Source organism: Bacillus sp. RAR_M1_44 (assembly GCF_020165935.1).
GTDB lineage: Bacteria > Bacillota > Bacilli > Bacillales > Bacillaceae > Bacillus > Bacillus altitudinis.
In genome coordinates this window covers 726,836-746,399 of sequence record NZ_JAIUKX010000001.1, presented here as the reverse complement: position 1 = coordinate 746,399, position 19,564 = coordinate 726,836, and the positions used below count along the sequence as shown (strand labels likewise).

At 42.5% G+C, this 19,564-nt stretch carries 17 protein-coding genes; 15 read left to right on the top strand and 2 right to left on the bottom strand.

Annotation, left to right across the window (positions count from 1 at the left end):
- Window positions 1-28: 28 nt before the first annotated feature.
- Both LCD34_RS03995 and cstA read left to right on the top strand, forming a co-directional pair.
- A complete protein-coding gene (locus LCD34_RS03995; protein WP_017358255.1) occupies window positions 29-1,117 on the top strand; it encodes a M42 family metallopeptidase in 1,089 nt (362 codons plus the stop codon).
- A 349-nt stretch (window positions 1,118-1,466) separates the two neighbouring features.
- Window positions 1,467-3,263, top strand: coding sequence for a carbon starvation protein CstA (cstA, locus tag LCD34_RS03990; protein WP_039168858.1), 1,797 nt, complete (start codon window positions 1,467-1,469; stop codon window positions 3,261-3,263).
- Window positions 3,264-3,308: 45 nt separating this feature from the next.
- Here the strand turns inward: cstA and sspI are convergent, their stop codons facing one another.
- Window positions 3,309-3,530 carry a small acid-soluble spore protein SspI gene (gene sspI / locus LCD34_RS03985; RefSeq protein WP_008346010.1) on the bottom strand — a complete coding sequence of 74 codons (222 nt, stop codon included), beginning with the start codon at window positions 3,528-3,530 and terminating at the stop codon, window positions 3,309-3,311.
- A gap of 113 nt (window positions 3,531-3,643) precedes the next feature.
- Here sspI and LCD34_RS03980 point away from each other — a divergent pair, with 113 nt between their 5' ends.
- The 3 genes from LCD34_RS03980 to pheT all read left to right on the top strand — a co-directional run bounded on the left by LCD34_RS03980 (window position 3,644) and on the right by pheT (window position 8,228).
- Complete coding sequence (locus tag LCD34_RS03980; RefSeq protein ID WP_224558563.1) at window positions 3,644-4,387, top strand: TrmH family RNA methyltransferase; 744 nt, start codon at window positions 3,644-3,646, stop codon at window positions 4,385-4,387.
- 376 nt (window positions 4,388-4,763) lie between these two features.
- A complete protein-coding gene (gene pheS / locus LCD34_RS03975) occupies window positions 4,764-5,798 on the top strand; it encodes a phenylalanine--tRNA ligase subunit alpha (RefSeq protein ID WP_224558562.1) in 1,035 nt (344 codons plus the stop codon).
- 15 nt (window positions 5,799-5,813) lie between these two features.
- Window positions 5,814-8,228, top strand: coding sequence for a phenylalanine--tRNA ligase subunit beta (gene pheT / locus LCD34_RS03970; RefSeq protein ID WP_224558561.1), 2,415 nt, complete (start codon window positions 5,814-5,816; stop codon window positions 8,226-8,228).
- 41 nt (window positions 8,229-8,269) lie between these two features.
- On the opposite strand, the gene rnhC is transcribed toward pheT, so the two are convergent.
- Entirely contained in the window at window positions 8,270-9,193 is a 924-nt protein-coding gene (gene rnhC, locus LCD34_RS03965) for a ribonuclease HIII (protein WP_008346000.1), read from the bottom strand.
- A gap of 134 nt (window positions 9,194-9,327) precedes the next feature.
- Here rnhC and zapA point away from each other — a divergent pair, with 134 nt between their 5' ends.
- The 10 genes from zapA to LCD34_RS03915 all read left to right on the top strand — a co-directional run bounded on the left by zapA (window position 9,328) and on the right by LCD34_RS03915 (window position 19,548).
- The gene (gene zapA / locus LCD34_RS03960; RefSeq protein ID WP_008345998.1) at window positions 9,328-9,585 is read left to right on the top strand and encodes a cell division protein ZapA; all 258 of its coding nucleotides are present in this window, start codon (window positions 9,328-9,330) and stop codon (window positions 9,583-9,585) included.
- 7 nt (window positions 9,586-9,592) lie between these two features.
- The gene (locus tag LCD34_RS03955; RefSeq protein WP_025207758.1) at window positions 9,593-10,126 is read left to right on the top strand and encodes a CvpA family protein; all 534 of its coding nucleotides are present in this window, start codon (window positions 9,593-9,595) and stop codon (window positions 10,124-10,126) included.
- A 114-nt stretch (window positions 10,127-10,240) separates the two neighbouring features.
- On the top strand, window positions 10,241-11,953 hold the full coding sequence (gene polX / locus LCD34_RS03950; protein WP_146270707.1) for a DNA polymerase/3'-5' exonuclease PolX: 1,713 nt from the start codon (window positions 10,241-10,243) through the stop codon (window positions 11,951-11,953).
- A 21-nt stretch (window positions 11,954-11,974) separates the two neighbouring features.
- Window positions 11,975-14,332 carry an endonuclease MutS2 gene (locus LCD34_RS03945; RefSeq protein WP_224559346.1) on the top strand — a complete coding sequence of 786 codons (2,358 nt, stop codon included), beginning with the start codon at window positions 11,975-11,977 and terminating at the stop codon, window positions 14,330-14,332.
- A 14-nt stretch (window positions 14,333-14,346) separates the two neighbouring features.
- Entirely contained in the window at window positions 14,347-14,751 is a 405-nt protein-coding gene (locus LCD34_RS03940) for a DUF350 domain-containing protein (RefSeq protein WP_007501637.1), read from the top strand.
- A gap of 162 nt (window positions 14,752-14,913) precedes the next feature.
- A complete protein-coding gene (locus tag LCD34_RS03935; protein ID WP_156060306.1) occupies window positions 14,914-15,369 on the top strand; it encodes an Imm63 family immunity protein in 456 nt (151 codons plus the stop codon).
- Between the two features lie 100 nt (window positions 15,370-15,469).
- A complete protein-coding gene (locus tag LCD34_RS03930) occupies window positions 15,470-17,179 on the top strand; it encodes an AMP-binding protein (RefSeq protein WP_171465651.1) in 1,710 nt (569 codons plus the stop codon).
- A gap of 174 nt (window positions 17,180-17,353) precedes the next feature.
- Entirely contained in the window at window positions 17,354-17,938 is a 585-nt protein-coding gene (locus LCD34_RS03925; protein ID WP_017367816.1) for a TetR/AcrR family transcriptional regulator, read from the top strand.
- A gap of 25 nt (window positions 17,939-17,963) precedes the next feature.
- Complete coding sequence (locus LCD34_RS03920) at window positions 17,964-18,743, top strand: enoyl-CoA hydratase (RefSeq protein WP_017358245.1); 780 nt, start codon at window positions 17,964-17,966, stop codon at window positions 18,741-18,743.
- Between the two features lie 31 nt (window positions 18,744-18,774).
- The gene (locus tag LCD34_RS03915) at window positions 18,775-19,548 is read left to right on the top strand and encodes an electron transfer flavoprotein subunit beta/FixA family protein (protein WP_146270705.1); all 774 of its coding nucleotides are present in this window, start codon (window positions 18,775-18,777) and stop codon (window positions 19,546-19,548) included.
- Window positions 19,549-19,564 lie beyond the last annotated feature (16 nt).

The window sequence follows — 19,564 nt, the reverse complement described above, 5'->3', positions numbered from 1 at the left end:
ACCATGAAGAAAAAGGAGGATACACAGAATGACAAAACTAGATCAAACATTAACTATGCTGAAAGACCTAACGGATGCAAAAGGGATTCCAGGAAATGAACGTGATGTAAAAAAAGTCATGCAGTCATACATAGAAACATATGCGGATGAAGTCTCTACAGACCGCCTTGGCAGCTTAATTGCTAAGAAGGAAGGAAATGCAAATGGGCCTAAAGTGATGCTTGCTGGTCACTTAGATGAAGTAGGATTCATGGTGACAAAAATCGATGACAAAGGCTATATTCGTTTTCAAACGGTCGGTGGCTGGTGGTCACAAGTTATGTTGGCGCAGCGTGTCACCATTGTGACGAAAAAAGGAGACATTACAGGTGTGATTGGTTCTAAACCGCCACATGTCTTATCACCAGAAGCACGAAAGAAATCAATCGAAATCACAGATATGTTCATTGATATTGGGGCTTCGAGCAAAGAACAGGCAATGGAATGGGGCGTCCTCCCTGGAGATCAAATCGTACCTTACTTTGAGTTTACAGTAATGAATGACGAAAAAATGCTTCTTGCAAAAGCCTGGGACAACCGTATCGGCTGTGCAGTAGCGATTGATGTCATGAAGAATTTAAAGGATACTCAGCATGAAAATATTGCATACAGTGTAGCAACTGTCCAAGAGGAAGTTGGCTTGCGAGGAGCTAAAACAGCTGCAGCTACCATCCAGCCTGATATTGGATTTGCTATTGATGTTGGAGTAGCAGGTGATACACCAGGTATTACTGAAAAAGAAGCAACAAGCAAACTTGGCAAAGGACCAACGATTGTCGTATTCGACGCTTCCATGGTTTCTCATAAAGGGCTTCGCGATTTTGTTGTCCAAACTGCAGATGAATTAAACATTCCTTATCAATATGATTCCATGCCAGGTGGAGGAACAGATGCTGGAGGTATTCACTTAACAGGACATGGTGTTCCATCACTATCCATCGGGATTCCAAGCAGATATATTCATACCCATGCAGCCATGATTCATCGAGATGATTATGAAAATGCGGTGAAGCTTTTAACAGAAGTCATCAAAAGACTTGATCAAAAAACGGTCGAACAAATTACGTACGGTTCTTAATGATGAAACCTTTCCTCAGTATGGGGAAAGGTTTTTTAATTGCGTTGAATTTCCCAGGAAATGAAATCTGGAATGTAAGTTGTGTCAAAAGAACTGTTTTCAGTAAATGAAGTGATATTTTTCTAGTGAGGAAGGCACATGTGATCCATCTTGTATTTATGTAAGATGAAATCAATAAAAAGGACAGAGCCAATTGAGGCTCTGTCAAAAGAGAGTTTATGGAAGTAGGTGAAGCTTATTTTAGATTAAATCAATTATTCCTATTTGTCAACTCGGTTTTAAAAGAAAGAAAAATCAATCAATTTATGTTATATTTGTAACAAATTGTTTATACAAAGGGGATGGTTAAATGAATGCGGTTTCAATTGTGATAGGATCGATGTGTATTTTAGCGATTGCCTATCGCCTCTATGGCACGTTTATGATGGTGAAGGTATTAAAGGTCACAGATGATCATCCTACACCGGCTCATGCACTCGAGGATGGGAAAGATTATGTGCCAACAAACAAATGGGTCACATTTGGGCATCACTTTGCTGCAATTGCGGCTGCTGGTCCATTAGTTGGTCCGATTTTAGCCGCACAATTTGGGTATTTACCTGGTCTCCTTTGGCTCTTAATTGGGGCGGTGATTGGCGGAGCTGTTCATGATCTTGTGGTCTTGTTTGCTTCGATGCGAAAAAAGGGGAAATCACTATCCGAGGTAGCGAAAGAGGAGCTTGGTCCTGTGGCAGGATTTTGCACAGGGCTCGCCATGTTATTTATTATTACAATTACAATGGCAGGACTGTCCATGGTTGTGCTTCATGCTTTAGAACGAAATCCTTGGGGAACCTTTGCAGTTGGTATTACCATTCCAATAGCGATGGGAGTCGGCCTTTATTATAAAAAGACTGGCAATTTAAAGCTGGCGACATCTGCGGGATTCATATTACTGATGTTGGGGGTATTCCTAGGGCCGAATATTCAAGGAACAGCACTTGGAGATTTGTTAACACTTGATACAAAAACGCTTGCTCTTGCCCTGCCAATCTATGCTTTTTTTGCTGCGGCCCTGCCGGTTTGGTTGCTTTTGGCACCAAGAGACTATTTAAGCAGTTTTATGAAAATTGGTGTTTTCATCGCGCTGATTGCGGGAATCTTTGTGGTTAATCCAACCATCCAATTTCCGGCGTTTACGGAGTTTGTAAATGGAGGAGGGCCTGTCTTAGCTGGACCTGTCTGGCCTTTTATTTCGATTACCATTGCTTGTGGCGCGATTTCTGGTTTTCATGCATTTGTTGGCTCTGGCACAACGCCAAAAATGCTAGATCGTTGGAGTGACATGAAGCCGGTAGCGTTTGGCGCGATGCTCGTAGAATGTTTAGTAGGAATCATGGCGTTAATTGCCGCTACTGCGCTTCATCCGGGAGATTATTTTGCAATTAATAGTACACCTGAAGTGTTCCGTACGCTTGGTATGAGTGTCGAGAATCTTCCTCAACTAAGCAAAGAAATCGGTCTTGACTTAGAAGGAAGAACAGGTGGAGCTGTTACATTAGCTGTAGGGATGGCGTACATCTTTACGGGTATTCCGTTCTTTAGTCATTTGGCCTCTTATTTCTTCCAATTCGTGATTATGTTTGAAGCCGTCTTTATATTAACGGCGATTGACGCAGGAACCCGTGTCGCGCGATATTTGATCCAAGACTTCTTTGGAGAAGCATATAAACCGCTGAAACGAAATGACTGGGTACCAGGGTCAGTCTTTGCAAGTGCACTTGCTTGTTTTATGTGGGGATACTTGCTTTACTCTGGAGACATTGGGTCGATTTGGGCACTCTTTGGCGTGTCAAACCAGCTAATGGCCTCGGTCGGATTAATCATTGGGGCGACGGTTGTGTTAAAAATTGCGGATAAAAGGCGGTATATGTTGACTTGTTTAATTCCACTTGCTTACTTATATGTGACGGTGAATTATGCGGGTTATTGGATGGTTGCGAATGTCTATCTCAACCCTGAAGCATCTGGCTACAGTGTACTGAACGCCGTGCTTTCGATGATTATGCTGATTTTAGGTTTTGTCATTATCGTGTTCGCTATTAAAAAATGGATCGAGATTTGGCGCGATCCAGCTCTTCGAATGGAGACGCCAATCACTGGCTAAATGAACAAAGCCGGCTTGCTCATAAATAAGCAAACCGGCTTCTTGTTATTGCTGATGTTCAGGCTTTAAGCCCTGCTCTAATGTTTCAAGAATTTCATTTTTTTCATCTTCTGATGCCTCTTGCCATAACACCTCAAACAAAACGCCAAGCCCTGGTAGCATTTTTTCCTCGCCACTTTGAATCGCATCTAAAATCGTATGCTCAAGCTGCTCTTGATTATGGCCAGTAATGTTTTGAATCACTGCGCCTCTTAAATTAAAATCCATTGCCCACACTCCTTTTTTGATGGTGATAGCCCTATTCTGTCTCAAAGACAGGTTTATTATGTAGTGTGCTTGAGATATAATAAATTCATGATATTTAAAGGAGTTAAAGTCGCTTGAAATATATAGAATCAGCTAAAAACGCACACATTAAACAATGGAAAAAGCTCCATACAAAAAAAGAACGAACGAAAACAGGGCTATTCCTTGTTGAAGGAAAACACTTAGTAGAAGAAGCATTGAAAAGCGGGGTTGTAAAAGAGTTAATGGTCGCAACACCTGACATGCTCCCTGCTGACATCGAGCCTGACATTGAGCTGTATGAATTAAGTGAAGAGGCTTTTACTGCGATGACGGAAACGGAAACACCTCAGCAAATCGCAGCGGTTTGTACCATTCCTGTATTTGAGGAGAAAAAGTATGAACGAATGCTTCTGTTAGATGCAGTGCAGGATCCGGGGAATTTAGGCACACTCATTCGGACAGCAGATGCAGCGGGGCTTGATGCTGTGGTCCTAGGGGATGGAACCGTTGATGCGTTTAACGGAAAAACGCTCCGTTCAGCACAAGGGTCTCATTTTCACCTGCCTATCTTAAAACAAACACTTCAACAGACAATTCCAGCATTAAAGGCGCAAGGTATACCTGTATATGGCACTGCTTTAAAAAATGCGAAAGAGTATAGACACATAGCATCAGAAGGTCCATTTGCGCTAATTGTAGGCAACGAGGGAGCAGGTATTGATCCAGAGATTCTTCAAATGACAGATCAAAATTTATATGTTCCAATGTACGGACAAGCGGAATCATTAAATGTGGCTGTGGCAGCAGCGGTTCTTGTCTATCATTTGCGCGGATAGTGTTGCAACACGTCCTGTTTTTCACTATAATGAAACTAATATTTTAAAAACCATGATAGAGGAAGATTGTTTCACGGAGCGTCCTAATAGGGAGAATGCATCGTAGACTGAAAGTGCATTTAAGGAATGCTGAAACAGGAATTCACCTCTGGAGTTGTCACCGGGACCGCAGGTTTTGCGTAAAGGTGGACCGGATTCGTTTGATTCCGTTATGTCAATGAAGCTTATTCGCACATATATTTGTGCTTAACAAGGGTGGTACCGCGACCACAACTCGTCCCTTCTTTTATGGAGGAACGAGTTTTTTTATTGTCTTCAAACAATCAAACACCCGTTTATTCAGACGGTTTTGTATATTAAAAGGAGGATCACACTCATGCAAGAAACGTTAAAACAGCTTGAAGCAGAAGCGATAGCAAAGGTTGAAGCAGCCAGCTCGCTCAAAGAAGTCAATGATATTCGTGTTCAATATTTAGGGAAAAAAGGTCCGATTACAGAAGTGCTGCGCGGAATGGGCAAGCTTTCCGCTGAAGAAAGACCAAAAATGGGCGCACTTGCAAATGAAGTGAGAGAGCAGATTGCTGGTGCCATTGCTGAAAAAAATGAGCAGCTAGAAGCAGAAGAAGTGAAAAAGAAACTGGCTTCTCAAACCATTGATGTCACATTACCAGCAAGTCCGATCAAAATCGGGGCAAGACATCCATTAACGATTGTCGTAGAAGATATTGAAGATTTATTTATCGGCATGGGCTATACCGTTGAAGAGGGCCCTGAGGTGGAAACAGATTACTATAACTTTGAAGCGCTCAATCTTCCAAAAGAACATCCGGCACGTGATATGCAGGACAGCTTCTATATTACTGAAGACACACTCATGAGAACACAAACATCACCCGTTCAAGCACGTACACTTGAGAAATATAAAGGCCAAGGCCCTGTGAAAATCATCTGCCCTGGTAAGGTATATAGACGTGACAGCGATGATGCCACTCACTCCCATCAATTCATGCAAATTGAAGGACTTTTGGTCGATCACAATATTAGCATGAGTGACCTCAAAGGGACGCTTGAGACAGTCGCAAGAAAAATGTTTGGTGAGGATCGTGAAATTAGACTGCGCCCAAGCTTTTTCCCATTCACAGAACCTTCCGTTGAAGTTGATGTGTCATGCTTTAAATGCGGCGGGAAAGGCTGTTCTGTATGTAAAGGAACAGGCTGGATAGAAATCTTAGGTGCAGGAATGGTTCACCCGAATGTATTGAAAATGAGCGGATTTGATCCAGATACTTACCAAGGCTTTGCTTTTGGAATGGGTGTTGAACGTATTGCCATGCTGAAATACGGCATAGATGACATTCGTCATTTCTACACAAATGATATTAGATTCACGAAGCAATTTAAGCAGGACTAAGAGGAGGAAATCAACATGTTTGTTTCATATAAATGGTTAGAGGACTATGTCGATTTAGAAGGCATTCAGCCGGATGAATTAGCAGAGAAAATCACAAGAAGCGGAATTGAAGTGGAAGCCGTTGAGTATAAAGGCGAAGGCATCAAAGGCGTTGTCGTTGGACACGTCATTGAACGTGAACAGCATCCGAATGCGGATAAATTAAACAAATGTCTTGTTGATATCGGCGAAGACGCACCGGTGCAAATTATATGCGGGGCTCCAAATGTGGATAAAGGACAGCATGTGGCTGTCGCAACGGTTGGTGCAGTCCTTCCTGGAAACTTTAAAATTAAAAAAGCAAAACTGCGCGGTGAAGAGTCTCATGGCATGATTTGTTCTCTGCAAGAATTAGGCGTAGAGAGCAAGCTCGTACCAAAAGAATATGCAGAAGGTATCTTTGTTTTCCCGAATGACGTGAAACCAGGAGATGATGCCCTTCAAGCGCTTCAATTAGATGACGCGGTACTTGAGCTTGGCTTAACACCAAACCGTGCCGATGCCCTTAATATGCTAGGTGTCGCTTATGAGGTTGCCGCCATTTTAGGGAGAGACATCAAGCTTCCTGATACAGCGCATGACACTTCTTCTGAAAAAGCAGCAGACTATATTTCTGTTAAAATTGAGGATCAAGAAGCGAATCCACTTTATGCAGCGAAGATCATTAAAAATGTAAAGATTGGGCCAGCACCACTTTGGATGCAAACAAGATTGATGAATGCAGGTATCCGCCCAATTAACAACGTCGTGGATATTACGAATTTTGTCTTACTTGAATACGGTCAACCTCTACACGCCTTTGATTATGACCGCTTTGGTTCAAAGCAGGTGGTCGTACGAAAAGGGGCTGAAAATGAAATGATTCAAACTCTGGATGAACAAGAACGTACATTGTCTTCGAAGCATCTTGTCATTACAAATGGCACAAAAGCGCATGCTGTTGCAGGCGTCATGGGCGGTTTTGAATCAGAGGTGCGTGATGAGACGACAACGATTCTTTTAGAAGCGGCATATTTCAACGGTCAAACCGTCCGTCAAGCATCTAAAGACTTAGGGCTTCGCAGTGAATCAAGCACACGATTTGAAAAAGGGCTCGATCCGCAGCGGACGAAATCAGCAGCCGAAAGAGCAGCGCAATTGATCAGCACCTATGCAGGCGGCGAAGTGCTAAGCGGTACAGTTGAGGAAAATCACCTTGAAACAAGTATGAATGTCATCCACGTATCAACTGAGCGTGTGAACAAGGTGCTTGGCATGAGCATTTCAAAAGAAGATATGATTCAGATTTTCAACAAACTAGGCTTTACAGTTGGCGAATCAAATGATGTGCTTGTCGTAACGGTTCCTTCCCGCAGAATGGATATTACGATTGAAGAAGACCTCATTGAAGAAGTCGCGAGATTATACGGCTACGACAATATTCCATCTACACTCCCTGCGACAGCTGGTACCGTTGGTGGTCTTACGCCATACCAAGTGAAGCGCAGAAAGGTGAGACGTTTCTTAGAGGGCGCAGGGCTTTCTCAAGCGATTACGTATTCATTAACGAATCAGCATAAGTCCACAGCCTTTGCTTTAAATCCAGCTTATCAAACAAGACTTTCCTTGCCGATGAGTGAGGAACGAAGTGTGCTGAGACAAAGCCTTCTGCCAAACTTACTTGATTCTGTCGCATATAACTTAGCAAGACAAGCTGATTCTTTTGCCTTTTACGAAACAGGTTCTGTTTTCTTAGCGGAAACGGAAGGCGCAAAACCAGTAGAGAAAGAGCATGTGGCAGGTGCGTTAACAGGTCTTTGGCATAAAAATCTTTGGCAGGGCGAGAAAAAAGCTGTCGATTTTTATGTTGCGAAGGGTATTGCAGAAGGGCTGTTTGAAAAGCTTGGTGTATCAGAAGAGATCACGTATGTTCAAGCAGAGCGTGAGGGCCTTCACCCAGGACGTACAGCCGATGTTCATTTAAATGGAAAAGTGATTGGCTTTGTAGCTGCACTTCATCCAGTAGTGGAAAAGGAATTAGATTTAAAAGAAACGTATGTATTTGAATTTGATTTAACAGATGTGATGACGTCTGAAACAGAGGATATGAAATATACGGCAATTCCGAGATTCCCAGCAGTGACAAGAGACATCGCACTTGTCGTCGATCAGCATATTTCAAGCGGACAGCTGGAGCAAGTCATTTATGAAGCTGGCGGCCAATTGCTCACAGATCTTTCCGTCTTTGATGTGTATGAGGGTGAGCATATGGAAGAAGGTAAGAAATCTGTTGCATTCTCTCTGCAGTATTTAAACCCAGAACAAACGTTGACCGAGGAAGAAGTCACGGCTGTTCATACAAACGTATTGAAAGCATTAGAAGATACGTATCAAGCCGTCTTGCGCGGATAATCAAAAGAGCTATCGCTTTATGGGCGATAGCTTTTTTTTAATTATAACCATTTTTTCGCTTTTTGGGTGTTGGCAAAATGAAGTTTTGTAAATTGGCGTAAAGCCTCTTCGCCGTGCTGTTTCATCAGCTTTGCTGCCGCTTTGTCAACATGCGGACCGGCCCCTTTTGGAATGTCAAAGCCCGCTGCTTTTGATAATTTATCCATTTCAATTAAAAAAGCATACCTTGCAATAATAGAAGCTGCAGCAACTGATAAGTGAATGCCTTCTGCTTTCGTACTAAAATATGTACGCTCCCGAATGATCTTTTTCCCCGCAAGGTGCCTGAAATAAATGCCTGGTTCGGCAAATTGGTCAATGAGAATGGCTTCTGGTTTCTTGCCATCCAGTTTTTCTAGCACGGAGGTGATGACTTGGTTATGAAGCAGTGCCTTCATTTTTCCTTGGCTCATACCCTTTTCCTGCATCGCATTGTATTTTTCATTCCGAAGCACGAGAAGGCTGAACGGGATGGTTTTGATCAAGTCTTTGGCAATGTTGATAATCTGCGGATCTTTGAGTCCTTTTGAGTCTTTCACCCCGAGCTCTTTCATGAGAGCAAGCTGACTGGAATCAACATAAGCCGCACAGACCGTAATGGGTCCAAAATAATCGCCAGTACCGACCTCATCTGAGCCAATAACCGACATGGAAGCAATGCCGGGTGGTGGGCTGTACTGTGTGATGGATGGTGTTTTTTTGCTTTTTGTTTCAGTTGCTTGTAAATGGTTGAACTGACTCGCTTCAGCTTCTGCCTTTTGTCCTTGGAACAGCACTTTTCCAGATTTGTAAGCTGTAATCGTACAGCCGGGAACCTTTGCTTGAAATAGAGCGCCTGGCGGCAAAGTGTCAGTTAAATGCTGAGCGTACACGCTCTTCATTTTTTTCATGTCTTCTGATGTTGCTTTTAAGACGGATTGGGGCACAGTGGATAACTCCTTTTTACCTTGATATCATTGATTTCTAAAGTGTACCATAACAGGGAAGGGCTCGTCTTTCCATTCAATGTCTAAACATGTTATGATAGAGACTAGGATTCTCGTGGAATGGAGGAGAAACGTTGTCTGACGGCGGTAAAACGAAAACAACAGTTGAGATTTACGGACAGTCCTATACGATCATCGGTCAAGAAACGAAGATGCATATGCGACATGTTGCTTCAATTGTTGATGATAAAATGAGAGAAATCAATGAAAAAAATCCATACCTTGATATAAACAAATTAGCTGTACTGACAGCAGTCAATGTCGTCCACGACTACTTGAAATTAAAAGAGCAATACGAAAAACTAGAGCTTCATCTAAAAGAAAAGGAATGAAATTACCGTGATCGATATCATCATTTTGTTTTTGCTTCTTATGGGAACGCTTGTCGGTCTAAAACGCGGGTTTATTCTTCAATTTATTAAATTGATTAGCTTTGTTGTTTCTATTTTAGTGGCTTCTCTGTTTTATCAGTCACTTGCACCACAGCTTACGTGGATTCCAGCACCTAATTTTAGCGGCGGTCAAGCGCAGCTTGCTTTCTTTAGTGGGAATCTAGAAACAGCTTATTATAATACCATTGCGTTTATCATTCTGTTTATCTTGACCAAAATCCTGCTCGCTATCATCGGCGGATTGCTCACAACCATTGCAAGTATCCCTGTGATTAAACAGGTCAACAAACTGCTTGGCGCTGTTTTAGGATTTCTTGAAACCTATCTATTTGTGTTTATTTTATTGTTTGTGGCCGCATTACTTCCAGTCGATGCGCTTCAAACGATGATGAGCAAATCAATGTTAGCAGATGTGATCGTAAATAGCACCCCTTACCTGTCCGGTCTTGTCAAAGACCTCTGGTCGACGTATGGAGTTTAAGAACTTCTCCTTTCTTGGAGAAGTTTTTTCTCATTCCATGACAGAAAGTTGTCGGATGAAGGGAAAGTTTGTATATTTATATAGGAAGATGCCAAAGCGGCTGGAGGATGAGAGATGAATAAAAAAGATATTATCAAACTTCTTGAAACAATTGCAGTCTATATGGAGCTAAAAGGAGACAATCCTTTTAAAATTTCTGCCTTTCGTAAAGCAGCTGCGGCACTGGAACAAGATGACCGCAGTCTTTCTCAAATAGATGACCTATTAGCATTACCCGGCATTGGAAAAGGGACCTTTGCTGTGATCACAGAGTATATCGAAAAAGGACAGTCTGAAACACTCGAACAATTAAAAAAAGAAGTGCCTGAAGGACTTGTCCCGCTCTTAAAATTGCAAGGACTCGGCGGGAAGAAGATTGCTAAGCTCTACCAAGAGCTTGGTGTTCACGATGCACAGTCTTTAAAAGAAGCATGTGAAGCGGAAAAAGTACAAACGCTTGCTGGGTTTGGCAAAAAAACAGAAGAAAAGATTCTTGCCGCTCTTGAGGAGGCAGGGAAGCAGCCAGAACGACTGCCAATTGGCTTTGCATTAGATGTGGCAGAGCGAATTGATGATGCGCTGGAACAGATGGAGGGAATCATCCGTTTTTCAAGAGCGGGCAGTTTAAGACGTGCGCGTGAAACGGTTAAAGATTTAGATTACATCATTGCGACTGATAACCCTGAACAAGTGAGAAAGCAGCTTGTTGCTCTTGATGATGTCAAAGATGTCATTGCGAGCGGTGATACGAAGGTATCGGTCATGCTTGCACTTGATTTTGAAATCAGTGTAGATTTCCGGCTTGTGACAACAGACCAATTTGCAACAACGCTGCACCATTTCACTGGCTCAAAAGATCATAACATTCGTATGCGACAGCTTGCGAAGGAGCGCGGTGAGCGTATTAGTGAATATGGGGTTGAAACGATCGAAACTGGGGATGTGAAAACATTTGAAGACGAAAGCGCTTTTTATGCACATTTCCAACTTCCGCTCATTCCGCCAGAAATTCGTGAAACCGGAGCAGAGATTGATTCGTATAAAGAAAGTATGCAATTTGTGGAGCGAAAAGATATCAAAGGCGATCTTCATATGCACTCAACATGGAGTGATGGCGCTTTTTCTATTCGCGAAATGGCAGAGGCATGTATCGCAAAAGGCTATGAATACATGGCGATCACAGACCACTCACAATATTTAAAAGTAGCAAACGGTTTAACAAAAGAACGTTTGCGTTTGCAAGCAAAAGAAATTGACAAGCTGAATCAAGAATTCGAACATTTTCACATTTTCAAAGGGGTCGAAATGGATATTTTGCCGGATGGGTCGTTAGATTATGATGATGACTTTCTAGCAGACATGGATTTTGTCATTGCGTCTATTCATTCTAGCTTCTCTCAGCCGGAGGAAGTCATTATGGAGCGCCTAGAAAATGCCTTGAATAATCAGCATGTGGATTTAATTGCCCATCCAACTGGCCGTTTGATCGGTAGACGAGACGGCTATGCTTTAAATATTGATCAGCTCATAGAGCTTGCGAAAAAAACGGGCACTGCACTGGAACTCAACAGCAACCCATCAAGACTTGATTTAAAAACAGAGCATTTAATGAAAGCAAACGAAGCGGGTGTGAACATCATGATCAACACAGATGCACACAACATCGCCATGCTCGATCATATGGACGTCGGTGTCACAGCTGCAAGAAAAGGATGGACACCAAAAGCAAATGTCGTGAATACATTTTCACTCAATGAGATGAAAAAGTTTTTAACGCGTGACAGGTAGTCGTTAGGAGGCTGGACCATGCTGCAACAAAAAGTGTTAGCATCATTAGAATTTCATAAAGTAAAAGAAAAAGTCATGTCCTATACTGCTTCGACTTTAGGGAAAGAAAAAGCGCAGGACTTAATACCACTCACAGATATCAAGAGCATTCAGCATCTGCTAGAAGAGGTAGCAGAAGCGCAAGATGTGATTCGTTTAAAAGGATCTGCGCCGTTTGGCGGGTTAACGGATATTAGACGAGGCGTCAAACGAGCAGAAATAGGCAGTATATTAAGCCCTGCTGAGCTGATGGAAATTGCGGCGCTGTTATATACCACAAAAAACATGAAGCACTTTCTCACCTCTATGTATGAGGACGGAGTAGAGATACCCCGTCTTCATACATATGCAGAATCGCTGATTTTACTGCCAGACGTGAGAAAAGAAATCGAAAGCTGTATTGGTGACAATGGAGAAGTGCTTGATCACGCAACGCCTGCACTCCGCACCATACGAACGCAACTACGATCACTAGAATCAAAAGTACGAGATAAATTAGAATCAATGATTCGTTCACAATCTGCCTCGAAAATGCTGTCAGACACCATTGTGACCATTCGTAATGATCGGTTTGTCATTCCCGTAAAACAAGAGTACCGCTCGAATTATGGAGGGATTGTTCACGATCAATCTTCTTCAGGCGCAACTCTTTTTATTGAGCCGCAAGTGGTCGTGGATTTAAATAACACCTTGCAGCAAACTCGCCTAAAAGAAAAGCAAGAGATTGAAAAGATTTTGCAAATGCTAACAGCGAGTGTGTCAGAGCACATTGATGAATTGCTTCATAATGTGAATGAACTTCAGACATTAGATTTTATTTTCGCCAAAGCCAAATATGCAAAAGCAGAAAAAGCCACAAAACCTACTGTGAATAACCAAGGGGAGATTTATTTAAAACGGGCAAGACATCCCCTATTGCCACGAGATCAGGTTGTGGCAAATGATATTGAGCTAGGCAAAGATTTTTCTACGATCGTCATCACAGGTCCAAATACAGGCGGTAAGACCGTCACTTTAAAAACACTTGGACTTCTTACGCTGATGACGCAGGCAGGTCTTCATATTCCAGTCGAAGAAGGATCAGAAGTGGCTGTATTCGATCAAGTCTTTGCTGATATTGGAGACGAGCAGTCTATTGAACAGAGCTTGAGTACATTCTCATCTCATATGGTCAATATTGTGGATATCTTAAAGCATTTAACGTCTAATTCACTCGTGTTATTTGATGAATTAGGTGCGGGGACAGATCCTGCTGAAGGTGCAGCACTTGCGATGAGCATCTTAGATGAAGTTCATCAAACAAATGCGCGCGTCATCGCAACGACTCACTATCCTGAGCTGAAGGCATACGGGTATAACCGAGAAGGCGTCACAAATGCGAGTGTAGAATTTGATATTGAAACCTTATCCCCCACATATCGCTTGCTCATCGGGGTGCCGGGACGAAGTAATGCATTTGAAATTTCCAAGCGTCTAGGATTGCCTCATCATTTAATTGACCGTGCAAAAGCAGATATGCACGCAGAACATAATGAAGTCGATCAGATGATTGCTTCATTAGAAGACAGCAAAAAACAAGCAGAAGAAGAACTGCATGAGACGGAATTCTATAGAAAAGAAGCAGAGAAGCTCCATAAAGAATTGCAAAAACAAATCCTTGAATGGAATGAACAAAAGGACAAACTGCTGGAAGAAGCTGAACAAAAAGCGGCAGAAAAGATTGAACAAGCAACAAAAGAAGCAGAAGAGATTATTCAAGAGCTTCGGTCCATTAAAAGTGAGCATCGTTCGTTCAAAGAACATGAACTCATTGATGCGAGAAAGCGTCTTGAAGAAGCTGTCCCTGAGTTTGACCGTAAGAAAAAATCAGAGCCAGTGAAAAAAGCAGCAAGACAGCTAAAGCCAGGCGATGAAGTCAAAGTGTTGACGTTTGGCCAAAAAGGAACGCTCATCGAACAAACGGGTAACAAAGAATGGAGTGTCCAAATGGGCATTCTGAAAATGAAAGTAAAAGAAAAAGATATGGAATTTATCAAATCAGCACCGGAATTTAAGCAAGAGAAAGCCATCACGGCGGTCAAAGGAAAAGACTATCATGTATCACTTGAGCTTGATTTAAGAGGAGAGCGGTATGAGAATGCCTTAAGCAGAGTCGAGAAATACTTAGATGATGCCGTCTTAGCTGGCTATCCGCGTGTGTCGATCATTCACGGTAAAGGCACTGGCGCCTTGAGAAAAGGGGTCCAGGAATTATTAAAACAGCACCGTAGTGTAAAAAATGCTCGTTTTGGAGAACAAGGCGAGGGAGGATCAGGCGTCACCATCGTCGAATTAAAGTAAAAAGGAGAAAACGCATGAAAGCCTTTTGGGAAAATGAACTTGTGGAAATTGCCGCCTATTACAGCGTGGCCGTCCTATGTCTTGTCTTATTTCTGACCATATTTGAACTCGTGACCTCCTATAAAAACTGGGAAGAGATTCAGCGGGGGAACTTAGCTGTTGCTATGGCAACCGGCGGGAAGATTTTTGGGATTGCCAATGTCTTTCAGCATTCCATCGCCCAGCACAACTCGCTTCTTCAAATGGTCGGATGGGGCGTATACGGCTTTGTGATGCTGCTCGTCAGCTATTTCATTTTTGAATTTTTAACACCACGATTTAAAGTAGACAAAGAGATTGAGAATGATAATAGAGCGGTCGGGTTTATTTCACTCATTATTTCTGTTGGGCTGTCTTATGTAGTAGCAGCCGGCATTTAAGGAGACGACATGGAAAAACTAGCCAAAGTATTAATTGTAGTTGCCTGCACTTTTGCGGTTATTGGTGCCGTTTACATGTTCCTGTAAAATGAAGAATACATTCTAGAAAGCTGTCAGGGAAAACCTTGACAGCTTTTCACTCATCAAAGGCGGCGAATCAGAATGAATCAAATCTTGCAAAAAGACGAACTCATAAAGCGCATTGACAGTTGTCTCAAAAAGACATCTCTTCCCCAAGACATATATGAACCGTATATTGCACGTCCTTTTCAAACGACTGGTTTTTTTGATGATTTGAGCCCCTATATTGAAATTGATCCAGCCGGCTATTTTCTTATTCAATATGAACGAGGGATTAAAGTGCTTCATAAAAGAACAAAAGAGGCGGATGAAGTCATTTATTGGATTTTAGAAGACACCATCTTTCTAACTGTGTATCTAGACATGATGAGACAATATCAAGTGGACAACATCCACACACATTTACCTAATGACCCTAGTATCCATAAACAGATCGTGGAGAGAGTCCATGAGTCATTTCGTGCGATCGGTGGATTATACGAAAAGTGGCATCATGAAGGGAAAAGAGCCTCTATAGAAACACCGTCGAAAAAATGAAGATGTGTCATGGAACGAGCTCGATTTGAAAAAAGCAAACAGCCATAAGGAAAAGTTTGCTATAATAAAATAGTACGAAAGTTCAGGAAGGAGGGTTTTTATGCAGTCAGATAAACGTTGGCTTCTGCATTACCCGAATCAAATTCCCCACGAACTCACCATCCCAAATGAAACGTTGCAATCTTACTTATTCAGCTCCGCAGAGGCAGCACCTGAGCATACAGCCATTCATTTTTTAGGAAAAAACATCACCTACCAGCAGTTACAAGAAGATGCACTGAAATTAGCCAGTCACTTGATTGACATCGGTGTCAAAAAAGGCGACAGAGTAGCGATTATGCTGCCAAACTGCCCGCAATCGGTGATTTCTTATTATGCGGTTTTAATAGCAGGCGGCATTGTCGTTCAAACCAATCCGCTTTATACGGAGAAAGAACTGGAATATCAAATGGAGGACAGCGGCTCTAAGGTGCTGATCACTCTCGATCTACTGTATCCAAAGGCCTATAAAATGAAAGCGCTGACAAGTATGGAACATTTGATCATCACAAAATTACAAGATTACTTGCCATTTCCGAAAAACATATTGTTTCCGATTGTCCAGCGAAGGAAAAACAACATGGTCATCCAAGTGGAGAAGAGTGATTCCATTCATCATTTCTCACAGATCATGAAAGAGTCGTCAGGAGAACAGATTCCGCAAATATCCTTTCAACCGAAAGAGGATGTCGCAGTTTTGCAATATACAGGCGGAACGACCGGTTTACCAAAAGGGGTTATGCTCACACACGAAAATATAGTAGCCAATACAGAAATGTGTACATCCTGGATGTATAAAACGAACCGCGGAAAAGAGCGGATTCTTGGAATCATTCCGTTCTTTCATGTATACGGCATGACGACCGTGCTAAACCTTGCAGTCAAAGAAGGTCATCAAATGATTCTTCTTCCGCGTTTTGATGCAGCGGATGCCTTGAAGACCATTGAAAAACAGAAACCGACGCTGTTCCCAGGAGCACCAACGATGTATATTGCCCTGCTTCATCATCCTAATATTGAGAAGTATGACCTATCATCCATCACCGCATGCTTAAGCGGATCGGCCGCTCTTCCTGTTGAAGTCAAACAGAGTTTTGAAAAACTAACAGGAGGAAGGCTGGTGGAGGGGTATGGACTTTCAGAAACTTCTCCTGTCACTCATGCCAATTTCTTATGGGGAGCGAACAAAATAGGAAGTATCGGGTGCCCTTGGCCGAATACGGATGCCGGTATTTATTGTGAAGAAACGGGTGGACTCAAAGCGCCATATGAGCATGGAGAGATTATCGTCAAAGGTCCTCAAATCATGAAAGGGTACTGGAATCAGCCGGATGAGACAGCGGCAGTGTTAAGAGACGGCTGGTTTTTCACAGGAGACATTGGGTATATGGATGAGGATGGTTTTTTCTATATCGTAGACCGGAAAAAAGATGTCATCATCGCGAGCGGCTATAATATTTACCCAAGAGAGGTTGAAGAAGCCCTTTATGAGCATGAGCTTGTACAAGAAGTTGTTGTGGCGGGTATTCCAGATCCGTATAGAGGGGAAACAGTAAAAGCCTTTGTTGTCCCGAAGAAGGATGCCTATGTAACAGAGGATGAACTGGATCGTTTTGTTAGAACAAGAATAGCCTCATTTAAAGTGCCGCGTGTCTACGAATTTAAGGAATCACTGCCTAAAACGGCTGTAGGGAAAATCTTGCGCAGAGTGTTAATTGAAGAAGAAAAAAGAAAGCAATCATCTTCAACAGAAGAACCAGTCGATCGATGAGAGAATGAACCAGCATCATCCGGTCAAGCGGCCGGATGATTTGAATTGTACGTGTCTGCTCTGGTATGCTAAAGGTTGAAAAGAAAGAAGAACATCACTTGACAAATCACTCGTTTCTTTTTAACATAAAGTTATGAATGAACGCTCATTCAATTTAGAAAGGGACGAAGCACATTGAAGCAGAAAAGACCGAAGTACATGCAAATTATTGATGCAGCCGTTGTGGTGATTGCAGAGAACGGCTACCATCAATCACAAGTTTCAAAGATTGCCAAACAAGCAGGAGTAGCTGACGGAACCATTTATCTCTATTTCAAAAACAAAGAGGATATTCTGATCTCGTTGTTTAAAGAAAAAATGGGACAATTCATCGAACGGATGGAAAACGATATTCAAAAGAAACCGTCTGCGAAAGAAAAGCTTCTTCTCCTCATTCGAGAACACTTTCGCCTGCTATCGCAAGACCATCATTTGGCCCTTGTGACACAGCTTGAACTCAGGCAGTCAAACCTTGAACTGCGCCAAAAAATCAATGAGGTGCTGAAAGGGTATTTAAATATGCTAGACTCCATTTTAACCGAGGGAAAGAAGACAGGAGAATTTAGACAAAATCTAGATGTCCGCTTAGCGAGACAAATGGTATTTGGGACGATTGATGAAACCGCTACAACATGGGTCATGAATGATCAAAAGTATGACCTGCCTGCACTCGCAGAAAGTGTACATGATCTTCTCTTAAACGGAATACATCAATCTTAAAGACAATTGAAAAAGGATGATTGACATGGAAAAAATACTTAGCTTACACCAAGACGAACAGACAGCACTCATCACGATTCAACACCCACCTGCAAATGCCTTATCCTCTCAGCTTCTCACTGAACTCAACGACATGTTTGATCAGCTTGAACAAAACAGTGAAGTGAGAGCAATTGTCATTCATGGAGAAGGTAGATTTTTCTCAGCAGGTGCTGATATTAAAGAATTTACGACCTTGCAGGAAGAGTCTGATTATGCCAGCCTTGCAGACAGAGGACAGCAAGTGTTTGAACGAATTGAACAATGTCCAAAACCGGTGATTGCTTCCATTCACGGGGCAGCATTAGGCGGCGGGCTTGAGCTGGCAATGTCGTGTGATATTCGAATCGCAACAAAAGATGCAAAGCTGGGACTGCCGGAATTAAATCTCGGTATTATCCCAGGATTCGGTGGAACGCAGCGCCTGCCTCGCTATGTTGGATCAGCTAAAGCACTTGAAATGATGGGAACAGCTGAGCCAATTACAGGAGAAGAAGCATTTGCCTGCGGACTTGTTTCAAAACTTGCGGAAACAGAGGAAGAAGCGCTGGAAACAGCGAAAACATTGGCGGCGAAATTTGCAGCGAAAAGCCCTAAAACGCTTGAGTATGTGCTTGAGTTATTGAATGCGACAAAAGTGTACTCATATGATGGCGGAATGAAGCTGGAAGCCAAAAAGTTTGCTGAGGTGTTCCAGTCGAATGATGCCAAAGAAGGCATCCAAGCTTTTATTGAAAAGCGTAAACCGAATTTTAAAGGGGAATAAGGGATTAGTACGACACAAGGGGGAGAAATGAATGAATATTTTTGTTTTAATGAAGCGTACGTTTGACACGGAAGAGAAAATCTCTATTCAGTCTGGTGCTATTCAAGAAGATGGGGCAGAGTTCATTATTAATCCTTATGATGAGTACGCAATTGAAGAAGCGATTCAGCTTCGGGATGAGCACGGGGGAGAAGTAACGGTCGTGACAGTTGGCAATGAAGATGCGGAGAAACAAATTAGAACAGCACTTGCAATGGGCTGCGATCAAGCCGTTTTATTAAATGTTGAAGATGATTTGGAGGAGTGGGATCAATTTTCCGCTTCTACAATTCTATATCACTATCTCAAGGATAAAGAAGCTTCCTTGATCTTAGCAGGGAATGTAGCGATTGACGGCGGGTCTGGACAGGTGGCCCCGCGTCTTGCTGAATTACTCGGCTTTCCATATGTCACAACCATTACAAGTATTCAAATCGACGGCGGCTCAGCTTCAATTGAACGAGATGCAGAGGGTGATGTGGAAGTGATTTCTGCCGAGCTCCCGCTAGTGGTCACCGCGCAGCAAGGTCTCAATGAGCCTCGTTATCCATCGTTACCAGGCATCATGAAGGCAAAGAAAAAGCCTTTAGAAGAACTGGAATTAGACGATCTAGATCTAGATGAAGACGATGTGCCATTTAAAATCAAAACAATCGAACGTTTCTTACCGGAGAAAAAAGAGGGTGGCAAGGTGTTGAGCGGCGAGCTTCAGGATCAGGTCAAGGAACTGACAGACCTGCTAAGAAATGAAGCAAAAGTCATCTAAACATCCACTTTACGAT

Excerpts from the sequence above, each read along its gene's own strand:
- cstA (WP_039168858.1), top strand. The coding sequence starts at position 1,467 with ATGAATGCGGTTTCAATTGTGATAGGATCGATGTGTATTTTAGCGATT.
- LCD34_RS03995 (WP_017358255.1), top strand. The coding sequence starts at position 29 with ATGACAAAACTAGATCAAACATTAACTATGCTGAAAGACCTAACGGAT.
- LCD34_RS03930 (WP_171465651.1), top strand. The coding sequence starts at position 15,470 with ATGCAGTCAGATAAACGTTGGCTTCTGCATTACCCGAATCAAATTCCC.
- pheT (WP_224558561.1), top strand. The coding sequence starts at position 5,814 with ATGTTTGTTTCATATAAATGGTTAGAGGACTATGTCGATTTAGAAGGC.
- LCD34_RS03915 (WP_146270705.1), top strand. The coding sequence starts at position 18,775 with ATGAATATTTTTGTTTTAATGAAGCGTACGTTTGACACGGAAGAGAAA.
- LCD34_RS03920 (WP_017358245.1), top strand. The coding sequence starts at position 17,964 with ATGGAAAAAATACTTAGCTTACACCAAGACGAACAGACAGCACTCATC.
- sspI (WP_008346010.1), bottom strand. The coding sequence starts at position 3,530 with ATGGATTTTAATTTAAGAGGCGCAGTGATTCAAAACATTACTGGCCAT.
- LCD34_RS03935 (WP_156060306.1), top strand. The coding sequence starts at position 14,914 with ATGAATCAAATCTTGCAAAAAGACGAACTCATAAAGCGCATTGACAGT.
- polX (WP_146270707.1), top strand. The coding sequence starts at position 10,241 with ATGAATAAAAAAGATATTATCAAACTTCTTGAAACAATTGCAGTCTAT.
- LCD34_RS03940 (WP_007501637.1), top strand. The coding sequence starts at position 14,347 with ATGAAAGCCTTTTGGGAAAATGAACTTGTGGAAATTGCCGCCTATTAC.
- pheS (WP_224558562.1), top strand. The coding sequence starts at position 4,764 with ATGCAAGAAACGTTAAAACAGCTTGAAGCAGAAGCGATAGCAAAGGTT.